General features: G+C 49.5%; 12 protein-coding genes. 10 read left to right on the top strand and 2 right to left on the bottom strand.

Going from position 1 to position 20,197, the window contains the following annotated elements; translation table 11 throughout:
* Positions 1 to 23 precede the first annotated feature (23 nt).
* Positions 24 to 1,535: an extracellular solute-binding protein gene (locus GGC63_RS01180; RefSeq protein WP_192700777.1), complete on the top strand. Its 1,512-nt coding sequence runs from the start codon at positions 24 to 26 to the stop codon at positions 1,533 to 1,535.
* A 130-nt stretch (positions 1,536 to 1,665) separates the two neighbouring features.
* Here the strand turns inward: GGC63_RS01180 and GGC63_RS01175 are convergent, their stop codons facing one another.
* Positions 1,666 to 3,960, bottom strand: a complete 2,295-nt coding sequence (locus GGC63_RS01175) for a helix-turn-helix domain-containing protein (protein WP_192700776.1) — start codon at positions 3,958 to 3,960, stop codon at positions 1,666 to 1,668.
* A gap of 264 nt (positions 3,961 to 4,224) precedes the next feature.
* On the opposite strand from GGC63_RS01175, the gene GGC63_RS34810 reads away from it, so the two are divergent.
* From GGC63_RS34810 to GGC63_RS01135, 9 genes are all read left to right on the top strand, one after another.
* The gene (locus GGC63_RS34810; protein WP_192700775.1) at positions 4,225 to 6,108 is read left to right on the top strand and encodes a stalk domain-containing protein; all 1,884 of its coding nucleotides are present in this window, start codon (positions 4,225 to 4,227) and stop codon (positions 6,106 to 6,108) included.
* 412 nt (positions 6,109 to 6,520) lie between these two features.
* Positions 6,521 to 8,404, top strand: a complete 1,884-nt coding sequence (locus GGC63_RS01165) for a sensor histidine kinase (RefSeq protein ID WP_192700774.1) — start codon at positions 6,521 to 6,523, stop codon at positions 8,402 to 8,404.
* 1 nt (position 8,405) lies between these two features.
* Positions 8,406 to 9,929: a response regulator transcription factor gene (locus tag GGC63_RS01160; RefSeq protein WP_192700773.1), complete on the top strand. Its 1,524-nt coding sequence runs from the start codon at positions 8,406 to 8,408 to the stop codon at positions 9,927 to 9,929.
* A gap of 176 nt (positions 9,930 to 10,105) precedes the next feature.
* The gene (locus GGC63_RS01155; protein ID WP_192700772.1) at positions 10,106 to 11,431 is read left to right on the top strand and encodes an ABC transporter substrate-binding protein; all 1,326 of its coding nucleotides are present in this window, start codon (positions 10,106 to 10,108) and stop codon (positions 11,429 to 11,431) included.
* A gap of 24 nt (positions 11,432 to 11,455) precedes the next feature.
* On the top strand, positions 11,456 to 11,611 hold the full coding sequence (locus GGC63_RS34230) for a hypothetical protein (RefSeq protein ID WP_225947852.1): 156 nt from the start codon (positions 11,456 to 11,458) through the stop codon (positions 11,609 to 11,611).
* Positions 11,601 to 12,341 (top strand): carbohydrate ABC transporter permease, encoded by a 741-nt coding sequence (locus GGC63_RS01150; RefSeq protein ID WP_225947851.1) that lies wholly within the window; start codon positions 11,601 to 11,603, stop codon positions 12,339 to 12,341. The genes GGC63_RS34230 and GGC63_RS01150 overlap by 11 nt, the downstream gene beginning before the upstream one ends.
* Positions 12,338 to 13,174: a carbohydrate ABC transporter permease gene (locus GGC63_RS01145; protein ID WP_192700770.1), complete on the top strand. Its 837-nt coding sequence runs from the start codon at positions 12,338 to 12,340 to the stop codon at positions 13,172 to 13,174. Before GGC63_RS01150 ends, GGC63_RS01145 begins: the two co-directional genes overlap by 4 nt.
* A gap of 196 nt (positions 13,175 to 13,370) precedes the next feature.
* Positions 13,371 to 14,672 carry an ABC transporter substrate-binding protein gene (locus GGC63_RS01140; RefSeq protein WP_192700769.1) on the top strand — a complete coding sequence of 434 codons (1,302 nt, stop codon included), beginning with the start codon at positions 13,371 to 13,373 and terminating at the stop codon, positions 14,670 to 14,672.
* Positions 14,673 to 14,789: 117 nt separating this feature from the next.
* Positions 14,790 to 17,945, top strand: coding sequence for a beta-galactosidase (locus GGC63_RS01135; RefSeq protein ID WP_192700768.1), 3,156 nt, complete (start codon positions 14,790 to 14,792; stop codon positions 17,943 to 17,945).
* A 228-nt stretch (positions 17,946 to 18,173) separates the two neighbouring features.
* Here the strand turns inward: GGC63_RS01135 and manA are convergent, their stop codons facing one another.
* Positions 18,174 to 20,108, bottom strand: a complete 1,935-nt coding sequence (manA, locus tag GGC63_RS35030; protein ID WP_318780960.1) for a mannose-6-phosphate isomerase, class I — start codon at positions 20,106 to 20,108, stop codon at positions 18,174 to 18,176.
* Between the last annotated feature and the right edge of the window lie 89 nt (positions 20,109 to 20,197).

Here is a 20,197-nt window from a genome sequence, read left to right as displayed (position 1 = left end):
ATGGAAAAGGGAGGATTCACAAAATGAACAGAAGACATCATAAGACACTTGTCAAAACAGGAGCCTTGCTCGCATCCGTGACTCTGGCTCTGACCGCTTGCGGCGGGAATAATCAAGGAGCTTCCCAAGGCGGCGAAGCAGGGGGCAATCAAGGTCCGTACCAGCTGACGATGATGCTGCCGAGCTACAATCCGGAGACTATGCCTGCGGACAGCTCTGTTTTAAAGCTGCTTGAGGAGAAGACGAATACGAAGCTTACGGTATCCTGGGTGCCTTCCTCGTCCTACACAGATAAATTAAGCGCCACCGTGGCTTCCGGCGAATTGCCGAAGACTTTTGTTGCGCTGGAGCCGAAGGCTTCCTTCATCGTGAATGCCGCCCGTACCGGCATGTTCTGGGAGGTCGGACCTTACTTGAAAAGCTATCCGAATCTGAGCAAGATGTCGGATATCGTTCTGAAGAACGTATCGATTGACGGTAAAATTTACGGCGTGTACCGTGAACGGGATCTGGCCCGCTTCGGTTTGATGATCCGCCAGGATTGGTTAAATAACTTGGGCTTACAGCAGCCGAAAAATATGGATGAGCTGTATACGGTTCTGAAAGCCTTTACGACAGGGGATCCAGATAAAAACGGAAAACAGGATACCATAGGGCTTGCCGTAGGGATGCAAGGGGGTGTTATCGCCGGTTTTAAAGACATCCTGACCTATATGGGCGGCCCGAACGAATGGGAACTGAAAGACGGCAAGCTCATTCCGGCTCATATGACGGATGCCTATATGGACACCATGAAGTTCTACAAAAAATTGTATGACGAAAAGATCATCAATCAGGATTTTGCGCTCATCCCGGACGGTAGGGCCGTTATGAATAAAGGTCAAGCCGGGCTTTGGATCGATAATATGCTGGACGGCCAAAATATCGAAAATAACATCAAGAAGGTTGATCCTAATGCCAAAATCAATCTAATCAACCGCATCTCCGGTCCGAAAGGCGAGAGAACCCGTGCCGGTGCCGGATACCTGGGCATGTATATGATTCCTAAGACGAGCGTGAAGACGGAAGCTGAGCTTAAGCAAATTTTGGCTTATTTTGATAAGGTTTCCGAAAAGGATATTCAGAACCTGATGAAGTATGGTATCGAAGGAAAGCAATACACGGTCGAAAACGGCCAATACAAGCAAAATACCGATGCGAAAATAAAGGCCGAAATCACAGACGGCAATCAGTTTATGATCCTGCAGAACGAAGTTATCAACTATGGAAACGAGCTGGAGAAGCTCAGTACCAAGCTGTTCCAGGATAACGCTACCTTCGCTCTGGCCAACCCTGCAGCGCCGTTTATCTCCAACACCGAGGTCGAAAAGGGCAAGGAGCTCTCCAAAATCATTCAGGATGCCACGGTAAAATTCATCATGGGTGCATTGACAGAAGCGGATTGGAAACAGGCGGTTGATAAATGGCTGCAAAGTGGCGGAAGCAAGGTCATTGAGGAAATCAATGCAGAATACGCCAAGGTTGCGAAGCCATAAGGCTTGATAATAAATAGACAGGCAGAAGAGGGTTCCGTTCTCGCGGTCCTTCTTTTCTGCCTGTCTAACTTCAAATGAGGATTCCTGAAAGGGACTCGCCCCCCATAAAGTAGACAGCATGGTCTGTTGACTAAATGGGGGCTTTTTTTTCCTCTTCCCGGTACTGTCCCGGTGTCATACCTACGATTTTTCGAAAGGAGCGGATAAAGTTTGCTGAGTTATTGTACTGTAACCGCTCTGCGATCTCAACAATCTTCAAATCAGACTCCTTCAGCCATTTCTTGGCCATATCAATCCGATACTGCGCTAAATATTCTCCAAAATTAACCCCTGCCTCCTGACGGAAAACACGGCTCACGTAATGGGGATGGTAGTTAATGCGGGAAGCGCATTTTTCCAGCGTCAGCTCCGAATCAAATTCCCGCTGAATCATATCGATGACGGCTTCCGATATATGCTTGAACTGGGACTCCCGGCGGTTGCCGAGCTCTTGGATGTAAGGAAGGACGAACCTCGTCCAGAACCAGTCCTCCATCTCCTTGACATTTCGAAGCTTAAAGAGAGCTGGGAACAAGGAGGCTTCATCCTCTGCAACCCGGTCCATGGGAATGGAAAGCTCCTGACCGAATTTGAGCAGGTCGACAAGAAATCGCAGCAGTGACAGCTGATAGCTCTGATGCTGCGTATGAGGCCGGAACAGCTCTCCGATAAAATGCTTCAAGGCTAGCTCCGACTGCTGCGGATCCCCCGCCCGAATCGCATCGAATAAGGCCTGCTCCCCTTCGTGAGGAAACCAGTACAGATTGCTCTTCTGCGGCTGTACATCTTCAATAAACAGAATCGATTCTTGCCCCAGTCCTGCCCTATATTTCAAAGAGGTCATAGCTTCATGCAGTGCCTGCTGGGTTTCTGAGAACGAATGGAAGGTACGGCTGATTCCTATGCTTATTTTGATCCCCAAATATTGAACAACCGCTTTCTGGATCTCATCGGACAGAGCGAAAATCTGTTCTTTAAAGTCCTGCCCTTCCTCGGAGGAACCGATCAGGGTCACTTGAAAGTCCGAGGTGACAACCGGCACCAGTCTTTGCTCTGCGAGTACAAGCTCGCCGACGATATTATTGATGGCAAACATGAGTAAATCCCGGTTCGTCTCTTCATACCTCGTATCCTTCAGCGTGTCGATTTGGATGGCGAGTATGCACATGGAGGACCATGGCTCATCCAATCCATACAAGCCTAATTTTTCTTCGAATTCGGCCGGACGAATGGTGCCACTGAACAATTTCTGCACGAAAAATTCCTTCAGCTGAACCTGCTGTCCTTTGAGTTCATTCATGATCAAGGACTGATTTCTGATCAAATAGTCGACCCGTTCTCCGATAACATGAAGCTCGCCGTTTGAATGTGCTGCATCCTTCCCTTCGTCGGCAGCGGAAGGAATACCGACAAGAGTGGTATAAATGGATTGAATGGGGCTGTACATCCTCTTGGAACCTATCCATGCGAGAATCAGCGTAACGACAAGTATGGCCATACATACGAGCAATGTCATCCAACCGATCACTTTATTCTGTCCGTTTACTTGCTCGTTCGAGGCTAAGGAGACATAGCTCCAGCCGTTGTATGAGGATTTCCGGTAGGTGACCGTCACCGCCTCGCCATCTATCTCATCCGTATATTGGCCAAAGGCATTGTTCGCTTCGAAAAGAGGCTTCAGATAAGGCTGGTTCGACATATTGCTTCGCAGCTTCGAACGGTCTTGATGATCTATGATCCGGAACTTTTGATCCAGAATAAACGAGCTGCCGAATTTGTCATTCTGATCCGGCGCAAATTCCTTCATCACATCGGAGGAAAGCACGACGCAAATGATCCCTTTCGGATTAACGGAGTTGAAGGGATATTTTTTAACAAAGTAGATCCTTTGGGAGGAGGATGCTGAGTCATCCGTTCCGCTTGCCCAAAAAGACCCGGCCGCTTCTTGGGAGAATGCCAGAAGCTGAGGCTTAAAGTCCGGTGAGCTGTATTCGTTAACCCCGGTGCTTGAGACCATCCAGTCCTTGCTCAGACTGAACAGAAATACATCCTTGATGCCAAGCTCATAGGTTTGAATTTGGCTAATGCCTTTAAACAGCTCATGTACCATTTCGAAATCATGGTTGGATATATCTTTATCGAAGGCGTTGGTAACGGTAGGGGACTGCAGCAGCTGCGTCGCTGAGTTGTCAATGGTTCTGAGGGTTTGCTCGACACGCATCTGCATTTGCTGCAAAAGCTGTTTATTTCCCTCGTTTACCTTCTCCTGCACAGTTCGGGAAGAATTGTAATACGCAAAGGTGCCCAGTACAATGACGGGCAGGGTGCCGATCAAGATGGAAAATAACATCAGCTTCAATAAATAGGAAGGGGATCGGAATTTCATTAGGGCCTCCAGGTGGTCGTTCATACATAACATATTAATTTTACATGAAGACCCTGTATTTAGCCATACATTCAAAAGAGATGGGGCCGTTCTGTGGAAAAAGGATTCCCGGCCGCTTCCCGGTTTCCGTCCTAATTTTATCACAAGCATCTCCCGGGCCGTGTCTCATGAAATAGGAGCGCTCGCGTTGTATGCTGGATTCAGGAAGCAAATTCCACAGTATCGGGATTTATAACCTGTTTATGAAAAGGAGAACGAAAGAGAATGACTAGAAGAAAACAAGTATCGGTAATTTCACTTTTACTGGCAGGCTGCTTGGCGTTCGGCGGCACAGCCGGCGCTTTTGGCGAGACACCGCCTGCAGGTGTGCAGATTAAGGAATTCAGCTTGCTCGATACGGCGTCGGATGTTGTCGGTTCGGCAGATTTTACACCAGAGGGCAAGAAGGACGGACACTTCAAGCTGCAGCTGAAGCTTGCTCAGAAGACCGTTATTCGTTCCGTCGTATTGCGTTCAACGGATGCTTACGGGAAGGACAATGATCAAGGGGTATGGCGAACCAACCGTGTAACTACCGGATGGCTGCTCGGTATCGTGCAGGATACAACAGTTACAACGGCAAGCGGTACAACCCATGAAAGCATCGTCGTCAACCCGGGTTTTCGCAAGGATGTGAAAGAGCCTGTCGGAGAATTTGAGGGTGATCTTACCTTCGATTTATACGCGAGCGATAACGGAACAATCAAGGAGACACAGTACTACGTGCTAGAGATAGAAACACCGCAGGGCACAGTTGCCTCCAAGCCGATCCGTTTTAAAAAGCCTATGGTTTCGGAGGGGACACCGGCGACTGTGCCAAGCCCGTCACCTTCAACTGGCCCGAATCCGACACCTGGCCCAACACCGGCTCCGTTACCGAATCCAGTGCCGACAACTGACCCAACGCCTGCTCCTGCAGATGGATCGAAGGATATTGCCATCCAAGTGTTTTTCAAAGGAACCGAGCTTCATTTTGACGATGCGCAGCCGATAGTGAAAGATGGGCGAACACTCGTTCCATTCCGGCTGTTGTTTGAAACATTAGGCTTTACGGTGAAATGGGTGGAAGAAGGAGCCGTCCGGAAAGCGATCGGAACCAAAGACGGACTCTCCATTGAATTGACGATTCATAGTACGAATGCGATCGTAAATGGAAAAACGGTCACTCTAGACGTACCTGCCCAAATCATTGACGGTCGCACCATGGTGCCTTTACGCTTCGTTTCGGAGAGCAGCGGCTACCGGGTCGCTTTCTCCAGCAGCGGCAATGTGTGGACGGTTCGGATTGAGGAAGCCAGCCCAGGCACGGGCACGGATTCGGCACCAACACCAACACCAGCGCCGGTTCCAATACCAGTACCGGAGCCGACTCCAGCACCAGTCCCAACACCGATACCGGAACCTGCACCGACCCCGACTCCTGTACCGTCTGCAGGGGAAGTTGAGCCCTATGTTGTGAAAGGCTACCTGCTTAACAAGCAGGGGAATCCAATCGCAGGAGCTGAGATCAATGCAGATAACCAATTGTTCTATGACAGTAACTTGGGGGCAGTGACCGATGAGAACGGATATTATCGGATTGAAATGCCTCAACTTCCTACGACCTGGATTATGTCCGCAAAATTTTCCCGTGAATATAACGGCAAGGAGCAGAAGTTTTATTTAAGGTCTGACGTCGATCAACCATTCGCCGGGAGTACAGGTGCGGTTCGCAATTTTACCTTGAAGGATGTTGTGGGGCATATTGAAATTCATCCCGATTTTTGGTCGTTTGACGATAGCTTGCCGCAATTCCAAATGAACGACTTGGAGGTTACCCTTACGCCGGAAGGACCATTATTTGACGGAAGTGCCGGCAAAACGATTACGACACGTGCCGATGTACTGCCGACAGGCGGCCACGGAGTGGATAAAATACCGCTCGGCCGGTACAAAATTTCCGCCACATGGAAGCCGGAGGGCCATGCTCCAATGCCCATGCTGCTGCGAGTTACAGGGACTAGTAAATATATCCAGTCCCCCGAGTTCGATTTCCATAATCCGTTGGGGACACAATCCATCTTCCTAAACCAGTTGGATACGAAGCTCGACAACCAAAACGGAAAATAACATCAAGGTATGCACAGCCTCTCTGACAAGGGAGGCTTAAGCTGCTTTTTGAATACAGCACTAACTATGAGTATTTAATAATGAGACAGGTTCGTGTCATTGCTAGCACGGGCTTTTTGACATGCACTGCGAAACCGAGACTCCGCTCTGTGGAGTTATCTCGCCTTATACAACAGAACAATCCAGAACAAGAAATCACAATTGAAGACATAGGAGGGACAGCTTTTACAAGGTATGATCAAGGTAACCGCTTACAGGGTGGAATGGCTTTTTCAACAGTGGAGAAATGTCCCCTATTATTACCAATAAATGGGGTTTTTGCATAGGGATTTTGAAATAGAGCTCCATGTCTTGAAGTATGATACTATATCCGTGAGACTCGCAAACAATCTATATGAATGAGGAAGCAATCATGCGAAAATGGGCAAGCCCGGTATCGAGACGCAAACATATTCTGACCTTGGCTAGTCTCCGAATGGAAAGCAAGCTGATCATGATTTTTATTGTGCTCATTATGATTCCAATAGCCTTGCTGCAATACGTGACCAATAGAAATTTTAACCAATCGCTCCAGGATAACACCCAAGCATATGTCATGGAAGTGTCCACGGAGATGATGCATCGGCTCGACGAGTACATTAAGGATATAGAGCAGCTGTCGACGATCCCCGCCTACGTGACAGAAATTAAGGAGAATTTGGAGCTGTCCAATCAATATTACGAAACCGAGCGTCTGCGCAGCCAAACGGGACTCAAGCAGCCGCTGCCTTTGAACCCCATTACGCCGACTTCAGTTGAAATCAGGCAGAAAGTGGAATCGAGCATCAATTTTCTGAACAATATAAAGGAAGAAACGACATCCGTATATCTTTTTGATAAGTATGGAAATGCCTACTATCGTTATAAGAATGGCTATCGGACGGACATCAATACCCGGTATCCGGAATGGAAAAGAGCCGTCGAGCAGCAAAAAGGAATTCCTGCATTAATAGGAACGGAAGAAATTATTAGCAACACCAAAGGGCGAAGCTATGTTTTTTCGGTGGTTCGGGAAGTGTTCAATGACGCCTATCAGTCGATCGGATTAATAGTCGTAGATGCAAACATGAGTACCATTGAGCGGTTCGTAAGCAGCCTGGACAAGGTCACAAGAGGCAAAACCTATATCATGGACCCCAATAATCTGGTTATTTATGATAGCGATCGTGCCTACATCACCCGCCAAATTCCGGATTCCCAATGGCTGCAAAAGGCTAGCGGTCAGCAAGGAAGCTTCGTGGATGACGTTAACGGGGTGCAGTCGCTCGTGGTGTATGTCGCCTCGGAGCGGACACAATGGAAAATGGTCATCACCGTGCCCTTGAAGGAATTAACGAAGGATGTACAGCGAAATCAAAAGCTGGCCTTTTATCCTACGATTGTTACCGTTGGCTTAGCATTAACCGCTTCCATATTCTTATCATTCGCCGTGACGCGTTCGCTGCGCAAGCTGATTAATTTAATGAAAGTGGTCCAGCAAGGGAAATTGGAGGTCAGGTACCCGATCACGGTTGACGATGAGATTGGACGGCTTGGCCATCAATTTAATCGGATGCTGGAGCGGATTCAGGATTTAATCCATGAAAATCAGGTGATCGGGGAGCGGAAAAGAGAAGCGGAGCTGGATGCGCTTCAATCCCAGATCAATCCGCATTTTATCTATAATACGCTGGAATCGATTCGAATGACGGCCGAGATCAACGACGATGAGGAAGTTGCCGATATGACGGAAATACTCGGCAAGCTGCTTCGCTACAGCATCTCCATGGGCAAAGAATTTGTAACCCTGGAGGAGGAGCTGGATCACTTAAGAAATTATATGAAGCTGCAGGAGTACCGGTATCCGAATCAATTCCGGCTTCACATTGATCCTTATGAGGATTACAGCAGCCTTCCGATGCTGAAATTGGTGCTGCAGCCCATCGTAGAGAATGCCGTATTCCATGGAAAGGACGCTTCGAAGCCGGTTATGATGCTTCGGGTATCCTTTCAAGTTACCGGCTCCGATATAGTCATCCTGATCAGGGATAACGGATTGGGAATGGAGCCGGAGGTGTTGCATAACCTGCGGGTTTCACTGATGAATCCCGCGGCAGCAGGTCGAGACAAGAATAAGCGCAGTATCGGCCTTCGCAACGTGAATGAACGGCTGAAGCTGTATTATGGAGAGCATTACGGGCTAGAAGTCGATAGTATGCCCGGTATAGGTACGGAAGTGCGCGTAAGGGTTCGAAGCTTGGAAGGAAAGGAACGTTAGTATGCTCAAAATAGCGATAGTAGATGATGAAGAACGTATTCGTTTGGGATTAAGCAAAATCATTAGGAAAGCCAGCGCCCAGTATGAAGTCGTCGGCTCCTACACGAATGGCATGGAGGCGCTGCAGGCTTTGACGGATCTGGAGGTCCATGTCGTGATCACGGATATCCAGATGCCCGCACTGAACGGACTGGAGCTCATTGAGCAGCTCAAAAAAATAAAACCATCGCTCGCTTTCATCGTTTTAAGCGGCTACAGCGAATTCGAATATGCGCGGCAAGCCTTAAGATTTGGCGTCAGCGAGTATTTGCTTAAGCCGGTGAATAAGCAGGAACTGTACGGCGCCTTGGAGCGGCTGCACGAAGCGATTCGAACGGAGCAATTACGCCAACAGAACGAGCAGGCGGAATCCTTGAAGAAGCTGTTAGACATACAAGGCTCCGTTGAGGAGGCGGAGAAAGCCATTCGCCATTTACCTCAGGATTTATTGGCTAAACCTGTCACCGTACTCTGCGTAAAATCCGATCTGCCTATGGAAAGAAAGGCTGTAGAGACATGGGAGAAGGAACAGTGTGCGTCTTCGTTCTTCAAGGTTCTGATGTTTTCCGAGTGGGAGGCCTGCGTTGTCTGCACCCATGAGCCTATGACCGAGCAGGAGCGGTATGAAAAGTCTGCTGGGCTTGCGGAATCGTTAATGAGTCGGCTTAGCGGTATTTTATCCGCGGGAATCGGACCTGCCGTTTCGGATTGCTTTAAGCTTGGCGATGCCTATCAGGAAGCAATTCGCGCGTGTGATTATGCCATCTATTCTCCATATCGAACACAGACCGTAGGCTCCAAGGAGCTTCCCGCGGCTCCGGCTTCCATAGCCATAGGCAAGCTTGAGAAGAGAATGAAGTCGTCCCTGGACCTGCTGGATATTCATAAAATCCGCGAGGAACTGCAAGCTGCCTTTGTGGAGATGGCCCAAATGAAGGCTGAGAAGAAGCGGGTTATCGAAGCCTGCTCGAAATGGATCTACTTCATTCAGCATGAAGTGCCGGAATTCCATGAGGCTGCTACGCTGCACTTCGGCCAGGACATCTCTGTCGAGACGCTGTTGTTACGTCATCTTCGCTTTCATGACATTCAGAATCAAATGGTCCGTCTGGTTACGGAGACTCTAACTCTGGTCAAGGATACGCGGGACGGAAGCAAGAGCCGTGTTATCGACAAAATCAAAAGAATCATTGCCGAGCAGTACCGGAATGATATTGAGCTGCCCCGGCTTGCAGACCAGGTGTACTTGACGCCAAGCTATTTGAGCAAATATTTCAAATCGGAAACAGGCCAGACGTTAACCGAGTATTTGATCAGCATTCGTATTGAAAAGGCCAAGGAGCTGTTAAAGCATCATGCCGAAATGAAGTCCTACGAGGTGGGGGACCTGGTGGGCTACCCGGATCCCGCCTATTTCAACAAGCTGTTCAAACGCATCGTAGGTCTAACGCCAAAAGAATATAAGGATAAGGTTAGATTGCCCTAGCGATAGGGCTATTTGCTTGTTCATTTGATCGTATTTGTGTAAAAGAAGACAAGAAATACGAATTGAGTACATTTAACAAGCATCCGCGGCTCATTATAATGAATCCATGAAAACGATATCAAACAGCCTGCCGGGGTATGCTATGTAAAAAGAGACTAGGAGATTCCTGCTAAAAGATGAAAAAGACACTATTCCTGCTTTTCTCTGTATCGCTGCTGCTGGCATCCTGCGAAGCCGATGAGATCCATCGTAACCCGGCTGTACCCGATTCGGTGCAGTACGCGGAGCATCCGTCCCCGGAACCGAAAGTAAAAGGGACCATCACCGTTACAACCAACCGTGTGGATTTGGTGAATGACGGAACGTTCCAGCAATATGCCAATGCGTTCAAGGCCAAGTATCCCGATGTTGAAAGCGTTGTATTCGAGCCCATCTCCAATTACGAAAGTGATATCCGAATTCGTCTTACGACGGGCTCCGCCGGCGATGTGCTGCTGATCCCGGGCAATATCGCCCAAGATCAGCTGGGAGATTTTTTTGAGCCGATTGGTGATGTGGCCGACAGCCTGGGGAAGCTGCATTTCAAAGATTTTAAAGCTTACAACCAGGACATTTACGGCATAGTTTCCGGTGTTTCCGTCGAGGGGATCATCTATAACAAAAAAGCGTTTGCCGATGCCAAGATCACGCGGCCTCCGACGACGCTGGATGAATTTTATGAAGCCTGCAGCATGCTGAAGCGTGCCGGTAAGATCCCCCTATATGTGAATTATGGTGATCAGTGGCCCTTGAAGCAATGGAGCGAGATCCTGGCGACGATGATGAGCGGCAAAGGCAGCTTTCTGGATGAAATGACCGGTCAAGACGCTCCTTTTCAAATCGGTAACGAATTCGGAAAGTCATTGACCATTCTTCGCACCCTGATCCAAAACCGCTATGTTGAACCGGATCTAAGGAATAGCAGCTGGGAAGCTTCCAAGATGGATCTATCCACCGGCAAAGCGGGGATGTATTTCCTGGGCAATTGGGCTATCAATCAGTTAATCGGAGCGGGGGCGAAATCGGAGGACATCGGCTTTTTCCCGCTTCCTTACGATAACAGCGGGACATACCATGCTTTGATGAATAACGATTGGTTTTATGCCGTAAGCAAGGTCAGCAAGAATAAAGAGACCGCGAAAGCATGGATCCGCTTTATGGTGGAGGAATCGGGATACGATATCCGATCCGGCTTTATCCCTCCTCAGATTGAGAGAGAGTGGACGCTTCCCCAGCTGGATGAATTTTTCTCATATGGCCCGGAGCTGTTTGAGAATGCGCCTGCCTCACCCTTGTGGTATGCCATAGCGAATGCATCCAAAATTGATTTCTTTGAAGGAGAGTATTTGCAAAAAGCGGCTATTGCGGATGACTTAAGCAGCAGCTTTGAGGAGCTGAACAAGAAATGGAAAGAGGGCAAATTCCGTGCCCAATATGGTCAAATGGATGGACCGGCAAAGTAACGACATCAGATCGAGAGGAAAGGGATGAACCAAGGTGAATTTAAGCTACAAAACGCAAAGGACAGTCATATTGGTTTCCTTTTTGACTATCCCCTTATTGCTTTTAGCCATATTCTCATATTATCCGGCAATCAACCTGATTTATTACAGCTTTCTGAAGTGGGATGGATTGACCGATAAAACGTTCGTAGGGCTGCAAAATTACAAGGAAATTTTGACGAATATCGAGTATTTCGGTGTGCTTAAGAACAACCTGTACTACTTTGCAGGCGGTCTCCTGCAGACGATGTTTGCCTTGTACTTTGCCGTGGTGCTCAACTCGAAGCTAAGAGGCCGCAATGTGTTCCGGGTTATTTTGTTTCTGCCTTATATCATGCACAGTGTGGCCATCGTGTTTATGTTTCAAGCGCTTTACAATAATCAGTACGGCACCTTAAACGCGCTGCTCGACGCGGTCGGACTGGGCAGTCTGCAGCAGGATTGGCTCGGCAACAAAAAGCTGGTGAATTACGCATTAGCCTTCGTATCGATGTGGAAATATATGGGACTCAGCATGGTCATCTTCCTGGGTTCCCTTCAATCGATCCCCCATGACTTATACGAAGCCGCAAGAATCGACGGTGCATCGACTTTTCAGCAGTTTTGGAGAATTACACTGCCGAGCATTCGGAGGGTGATGGAGCTCTTGCTGCTGCTTACGCTGACAGGTGCTTTGGAAGCGTTTGAAATTCCGTATATTATGATGCTCGGCGCCAATGGCACGGACACGTTCATAATAAAGACCGTCGAAGTCGCTTTCCAGTTCAAGGAAGTGGGCTTGGGATCAGCTATGGCTGTCATCATGCTAATCATCGTATTGCTATTTGTAGGACTTCAGCGCCTATTGTTTAAGGGAGGGGAGAACGTATGAGGGGAGAGGAATCCAAATCTATTAAATCCTTTTACTACCTGACTTTGTTTATCGGAGCCTTCGTCGTATTGTTTCCTCCGTATACGATCTTTATCACATCGTTAAAGACGAAGCAGGAGTTTTTGCAAAGCCGGTTTGCGCTTCCGGAGCATTGGCTCAACCTGGATAACTACATCTATATTTTTCAGAAAACCAAAATTATCTCCACAGCGCTGCCCAATACGTTGTATATTATCTTGCTTTCCGTCGGCGGCAACATCATTCTTGGGACAATGGTTGCCTATGCGCTCGGGAGATTCGAATTCCGGCTTAAAAAATTTATCATTGGCGCTTACCTGCTGGCTTCCGTGATTCCTCTTGTGACCACACAGGTCGCCACTTACAAGCTGATGAATACACTCGGGCTAATCAATAACATTCACGCGCCTATTTTATTGAATCTTGGAGCCGACGTCATTTCAATCATTATATATTTGCAGTTTAGCCGAAACATTTCTTATACATTGGACGAGAGCGCAATGATTGAGGGGGCTTCTTTGTTCCGAATTTACTGGAATATATTTTTCCCGCTGCTCCTTCCAGCCACAGTAACCGTTGTTATTTTGCGGACGATTTACATTTATAATGATTTTTATATCCCGTTTCTGTATATGACCAAGTCGTCCTTGCAGGTGGTTTCGACCTCGATATTCCAGTTCGTCGGCCCTAACGCGGCAAGCTGGAACTATATCTCGGCTATGATTATCGTTATTTTTATTCCGGCCATTATTTTGTTCTTGTTTCTTCAAAAATTCATTTATGCAGGTGTCACGAGCGGATCTGTTAAAGAATAATCAACCTGCTAATAACAAGCTTTCTGCCGCTGCCGGTATGGAAGCTTGTTTTTTGTTGTGTTCTAAGCCTGACCCAAGGCTGCAAGAGGATAATTGAAGACAAGAATTATTAACCTAAACCAATGTAATCGTTCTCTTTTCCCTATACAATCTCCTTGTAAGCGATATCAACTTGTAGAAGGGGAGTATGTATCAAATGAAGAAAGTAGTAGGAACCATGCTGGCGGTAGCTCTTTCCGCAACGGCTCTTGCAGGATGCTCGACGGATAACACAAACGGGACGGCACCGGGAGGAGATCAAGCAAACGCAGCGGCAGGCGGCAACGCCAATGTCAAAGGGAAAATTACGGTGGTAACGAACCGTACGGATCTTATTAACGACGGTACGTTCGATAAATACAAGCAAGCCTTCAAGAAAAAATACCCTGGTGTGCAGGATGTGGAGTTCGAGGGCATCACGAACTATGAGAGCGATATCCGTGTCCGCTTATCAGCGAATAACGTTGGAGACGTGCTCATGCTTCCTTCTAACATCTCCACGCAGGATCTCGGTAAGTTCTTCGCGCCGGTCAATGATGTGGCGGATGCTCTCGGGAGTCTTTACTTCAACGATGTCAAAGCGTACGAGGGAAAAATATACGGTATCGTATCCGGTGTCAGCACAGAGGGGATCGTATACAACAAAAAAGCCTTCGAGAAAGCCGGCATCACTTCGATTCCAAAAACCTTGGATGAATTTTACGCAGCCTGCGAGAAGCTGAAGGCGGCAGGCATTGTCCCGATCTACATCAACAATGGCGCACAATGGCCTATGAAGCAGTGGGGCGAGGTTCTGGCTCCGTTCATGAGCGGCAAGGCTGATTATTTGAACACAATGGTTAACACGGATGAGCCGTTTAAAGTGGATAATGAATTCGGCAAAGGCTTTACGATTGTGCGAACGCTCAAAGAGAAGGGCTATGTGGAGAAAGATCTGCATTCCAACGTTTGGGAAGCATCCAAAGGGGAAATCGCTTCAGGCAAAGCAGGGATGTACTTCTTAGGCAATTGGGTCATCAATCAGGTTATCGGCGCTGGAGCCAAATCCGAGGATATCGGCTTCTTCCCGTTACCTTATGACAACAGCGGCAAGCTTAATGCTCCGCTCAACTATGATTACTTCTACGGCGTCAGTGTAGCGAGCAAAAATCAGGAGACGGCCAAAGCCTGGATCAAGTTCATGGTGGAAGAAGCGGGCTATGTAGAGGCTTCCGGCTATATTCCGCCGCAAAAATCCAAGGAGCCCAGCCTGGCTCAGCTAAAAGAATTTAAATCTTATAACCCTAATTTTATTGAAAATGTAGCGACATCCTCCAAATGGAACGATATCGGAAATACCGCAAAAATTGATTTCTTCGGCGGCAAGTACATTCAAAAGGTGCTGGAAGCCAATGACCTGAAGACAGAGCTGGACGCGTTGAACAAAAGCTGGAAGGAAGCGAGAGCTTCGGTCAAATAATCCCCTAAACAAACATAGCCTTATAAGGATATAGGACGAAGCTTGCTGCCGCGGGGCTGCAAAATTCCGTGGCAGCAACAAATACGCAGCTACTATTCACATTCTGGAGGACACACAATGAGTACGATAGTCGTCTTTTACGATTCAAGCTTTCCATATGCCGGCGAAAGGCCCGATGAAACGGCGCTCCAGGCGCTCCGGGTCAATTATAGAGTAGCCGATGCGGCCGGCCTGCCGGAAGCTCTGGAAGAAGCGGATGCGTTAATCCATTTGCACGGACCTTATGTTCCGAAGGCGGCCTGGAATCACGTATTATCCTTTCTGCGCCGGGGCAAAGGCTTGCTGACCGTTGGCGGCGCTCCCTTTACGGCACCGGTGTACGAAGAGGATGGGAAGTGGGTCTGCGAACCGAAGCAAACGGGCTATCACCGCCAATTGCAAATTCATGAAGCTTTGCCGGTAGACCCGGCTCCGATCAAGAAGCTGGCCGCCAGCCCGGATATTCCTATATTTCAAGGATGGGAGCAGCTGTTCACCGTGGCGCCGACCTATGGTCTTGTGCTTCACGTAACCCGCACGGACGATCAGCCGGGGCAGCTGGGCTCCTCAGGACCTATGGATGCGCATATTTATCCTTTGCTGAAGGGCATCGGCGAGGAGCCGCTTCTCCGCGAGGTTGCAGCACCTGCGGTGCTTCTGGAGAATACAAAGGGAGATTTTGCCGGCGGTCGGTGGGTTCTAATTCCTCAAGAGATTTCAAGCTGCTTTTGGCAGCTTGGCGGCGCGCAAGCGCTAGGGGAGTGGGCCGAGTTTACGGCTCGCGGTGTGACAGAGCTCTGGTTCAAATCGAACTATGCGTCCTATGAGCCCGGGGACCGTGCGACGCTAACCCTGCAAGCGCAAAAGCTCGGCAGTCAAGCCGCACAGAAAACGAAATGGACATTCAACATTCGAGTGCTCAAGGCCAAGGAATCGGTATGCGTTAAGCCTGACCCTGCTTTTACGTATGAAGAGGCTGATTTCGACTGCCTGGAAGAGAAGGCGCTTGAGCTTCAGGCAGGCAAGGAGCTCGAGTTTGTAAAAATGCATGTTTCGGCGGCACTGGAAGCCGGACTTTATATTGCAGAATGCAAAGCGGTATCTGAAGAGGGAGAGACGAGGCTGTTGCGCCAAGGCTTCTGGGGCATGGATGAGGAGCTATTGAAACAAGGCGATTACATCACTTGCGACCGCGATTACTTCTGGAAGAACGGGAAGCCGCTGCCGGTCGTCGGGATGACCTATATGACAAGCGATGTGGCTCGGAAGTTCCTGTTTATGCCGAACATTGCGGTATGGGATCGGGATATGGCGCAAATGAAAAGGGCCGGAATCAATCTGATCCGCACAGGCATTTGGTCGGCATGGCGGCAGGTCATGTTCGTGGATGGCCATGCGTATGAGGAAGTGCTTCGCGCCATCGATGCCTTCATCCTGACAGCCAAGCGCTATGATCTGGAAGTGACGTTTAATTTCTTTGCCTTTACACCGGAGACTTGGGAAGGCGTCAATCCTTATTTGGACCCAAGAAGCATTGAAGCCCAGAAACGCTTCATCTCCGCCATCGTTTCCCGACATGCAGAATCCAAGCATGTTCATTGGGATCTGATCAACGAGCCGTCGATGTTCGATCCGAAACGGATCTTTCAGCAGGGGCCGCGCTCAAGCCGGGACCGCTTTGAACGCCAGCGCTATATTGAATTTCTTCGTGAACGGCACGGTTCCATCCAGCAGCTTCAAGAACGCTGGAGCATGACGCCGGAGGAGCTCCCTTCTTTTGAAGCGGCAGAGCTGCCGGAGCCGGAGTTTATCGGATTTAATACGACGGAATCCTTGCCCAAGAAGAGCGGTCAATGGCTCGACTACACGCTGTTCTCTATGGAGATGCATAACCGCTGGGCTGCCCAATTGATAGAGACGATTCGTGAAATACAGCCTAAGCAGCTGGTGACCGTCGGTCAGGACGAAGGGCTTGGCGCGCAGCGGCCTTCACCGTTTTTCTACGCGGAAGCGGTTGATTATACAACCGTCCATTCGTGGTGGAAGATGGACGATCTTGTCTGGGATGGTATATTCGCCAAGGATACGGATAAGCCGAACCTGATTCAAGAAACAGGAATCATGTATGTGGAAACGCCGGACGGCCGCGCGAAGCGCAGCGAAGCCGAGCTTCGCAATATATTGGAAAGAAAATATGCCTATGCATTCTCGACAGGCGGCGCCGGTGCTGTCCAATGGATATGGAATATTAATTTCTATATGAATAATGTTAACGAGTCCAACATCGGGGCCTTGCGTGGAGATGGCACGGAGAAGCCTGAAGCGGAAGTGTCCTATGATTTCGGCGCGTTTATGGAAAGCGAGAAGGAGCTTTTTGCAGGAAGAGAGCTGGAAGAGGTTGCTGTTGTGTATCCTTATTCCAATGATTTCTCTAACCGCCCGCTTGCGGGGGAAGCAACCACCCGCGCGATCCGTACGTTAGCCTATGAAATGAATGTGCACCCGCGAGGGATCGGCGAATATCACCTGGCATCGCTCTCTACGCACAAGCCGAAGCTGATTATCGTGCCGAGTGCCCATAACTTCCGAAGCTCGTCGCTGCAGGAATTGCTTCACCATATTGAAGCACATGGGGGGACGCTTCTCTTCACGGGACCGGTAGGACTCGACGAATACTGGCGTCCGGTTGACCGGCTTGCCAATGTGCTTCCTGCGGGTGCTGTGACGAACGTACTGCGTGAGGAGATGGTACAAATCGGTGATGAGCTAGTACCGGTTTCCTTCGGCGGGGCGAGAATCGCGGATACGAACAAACAGCTGGTGACTCCTGTTGAAGCGACCCGTCCAGCCGGAATTCAAAGGGTCGCGGTCGGGAAAGGAACTCTGTTATGGTGTCCGCTGCCTGTAGAGCTGAACCATCGGACGGATGCGATCAAAGCGGTCTATGCCCATGCCCTTCAGGAGGCGCATGTCCAAGAGGAGCTCGAGTGGCTGGAGGGCGGAGAGCTTGCCGGCGTCTACGGCAGGAAGCTGTCCTTCGCTCAAGGCGCGTTGTTCATCTTTGTATCGGAATACGCATATCCTTCACGAATCGCCGTTCGTGATCCGCAAACAGGAAAGGCTTATTCCTTTGAGCTGGAAAGCGAGCGCACCGTAATGTTTGCGGCGGATGCGGAAGGAAATCTGAAGACGGTCTACCGGCCTGGTCAAGTGACCGTTAACGTACAAAATTAAATAAATCTCCTTGAAAATGACCTGACAGGCGGAACCTTCGCACCAAATGCCGTCATTGATCAGATCACGATTAGTCAGTTCATGGGCGCAAGAAATGGACGGCTCTCCAGCAGGAGGGCCGTCCGTTTGCCGTTGATAGTATAAATATCGGGGCTCCCCACGAAGTACCTGAATCAGCCTCAAAGCCGAAGCGTCACTTTGCGGGGTGTAAAATATATGATGGCTGGATTATTTCTCGCCGGGACCGGAAACTATGAGCTCGAGCCTGCCGCTGATCCGGTAGGGACCAACGTTTCGCGGAAGCAGGAAATGGTCGCCTTTGCGCAATGCATACAACGTATCCTCGCATTCGAGGGCGCCTGTACCGTCGATGACGCTGACGATTAGAAAATGGTCAGAGGGCTCTTCGTATAGAGAGGTTCCGGTAATGCCCCATTTTTGAACGGTAAAAAATGCGTTGTTGATCATTGTCGTCCGCACGCAATCCCCCTGAACGGTGGAATGGATAGGAGGCTCTACCGGTTGGTGAGGTACGCTGGTCACTTCCATGGCTTTATCCAGATGCAGCTCACGCGGCTTCCCATCCTGTCCGATACGGTTATAATCATAGACCCGGTACGTAGTATCGGAGCTTTGCTGCGTTTCCAACACAACGATCCCTCTGCCGAGGGCATGAAGGGTTCCGCTCGGGATGTAATAGAAGTCCCCGGCTTTTACTTTGACCCTGGTTAGTAAGCCGGACCAATTCCCGCTGCGCACCTCTTCAACGAACTGCTCCTTGGATTGTGCCCGGTGTCCGTAAATAATTTCCGCATCAGGCTCGGCGTCGAGGATGTACCAGCACTCGGTCTTGCCAAGCTCTCCGTTCTCGTGAATGGCGGCGTAGGTATCGTCAGGATGGACTTGTACGGATAGATCGTCCGAAGCGTCGAGAATTTTGATCAATAACGGGAACGGCGCGTCGGGGCTGACCAGAGCCGGATCGCAGAATAAGAAGCGATGCCGCCACCACAGCTCACCGAGAGGCAGTCCTTGATACTCGCCGTTACGGACGATGCTTTGACCGTTTGGATGGGCAGAGACCGCCCAACATTCGCCTGTATTGGCATAGGGAATGTCATAACCAAACTTATCCCTCAGCTTCGTTCCGCCCCAAATTCGTTCTTGGAAGACAGGCTCCAGAAATAGAGGATGGTTTCGCTTATCAACAGACGGGCGCTCTTGCAGCCTCTCTTCCTTCGGGCTAACCCCCGGTTCCTTGCCTATGTGAATAAGTGCGGCCGCTCCGATGAGCCCGGCATCTTGACCGAGTGCCGCCGGAATGATAGGCGTATTGCGGCCTGACGGATTCAGTGCATGCAGAGCGACATAGTTCTGAATTTCCTGGAACAACCGCCCGCCGATTTTGGATACACCACCGCCGATGATGATTTTCTCAGGGTCTAATACATTAATTAATGAGACACAGCCAACGCCAATTTGGCGAAAAACGGCTTGAAACAGCTGTTTCATAGACTCGTCTCCTTGCTCGGCCAATGAGAATGCCTCTTGTGCGGTAACCTGACGGCCAAGCATGGAGGATGCTTGACGCGCGATAGCCGTTCCGGAAGCTGCGAATTCCCAGCATCCGTCTTGACCGCATGAGCAGCGTCCTGCAGCGGGGTCGACGACCATATGCCCGGCATCCCCTGCATTGCCGGTTGAGCCGGTAATGAGCTTGCCGTGCAGGTAAATCCCTGCGCCGATTCCGGTGCTGATCGTCAAGTAAATAAAGTGATCGCTATCCTTTCCGGCCCCGATCCATTTTTCGGCTAATGTCGCGGCTGTAGCATCATTTTCCATAAGGACAGGGTTATCGAAATATTTGTGCAGCTCGCCTACGAGCTGAAATCCTTTCCAGTCCGGCAAGTTTGGCGGACATACAATCAAGCCGCTTGCTGGGTGCAGCGGACCTGGGGCGCCAATTCCAATCCCTTGTAAATGGGCGGGTTCGACCGAAGCTTCGCTGCACAGCTCACGGATTGCGGCAGCTATGCGCTCCACCATCGTCTCCGGTGAACCCTCTGTGGATAGAATCCGCTTGGCTTCGATATGTCCAGTGGAATCGACGAGTCCGATCGCGGTTTTGGTGCCTCCGATGTCAATGCCGATTGCATAATTCATGATATGACCTCCACAATTTACTTTACATCACTTGACAAAGTACTGATAAATCAAGCAATATGTAAATGAATTGTACCATATTCTTGGGG

Origin of the sequence: Paenibacillus sp. OAS669 (assembly GCF_014873645.1) — a bacterium.
Classification (GTDB): domain Bacteria; phylum Bacillota; class Bacilli; order Paenibacillales; family NBRC-103111; genus Paenibacillus_S; species Paenibacillus_S vulneris.
Note: the sequence above shows the minus strand (reverse complement) of the source record. Positions and strands in the feature narration are given on the sequence as shown.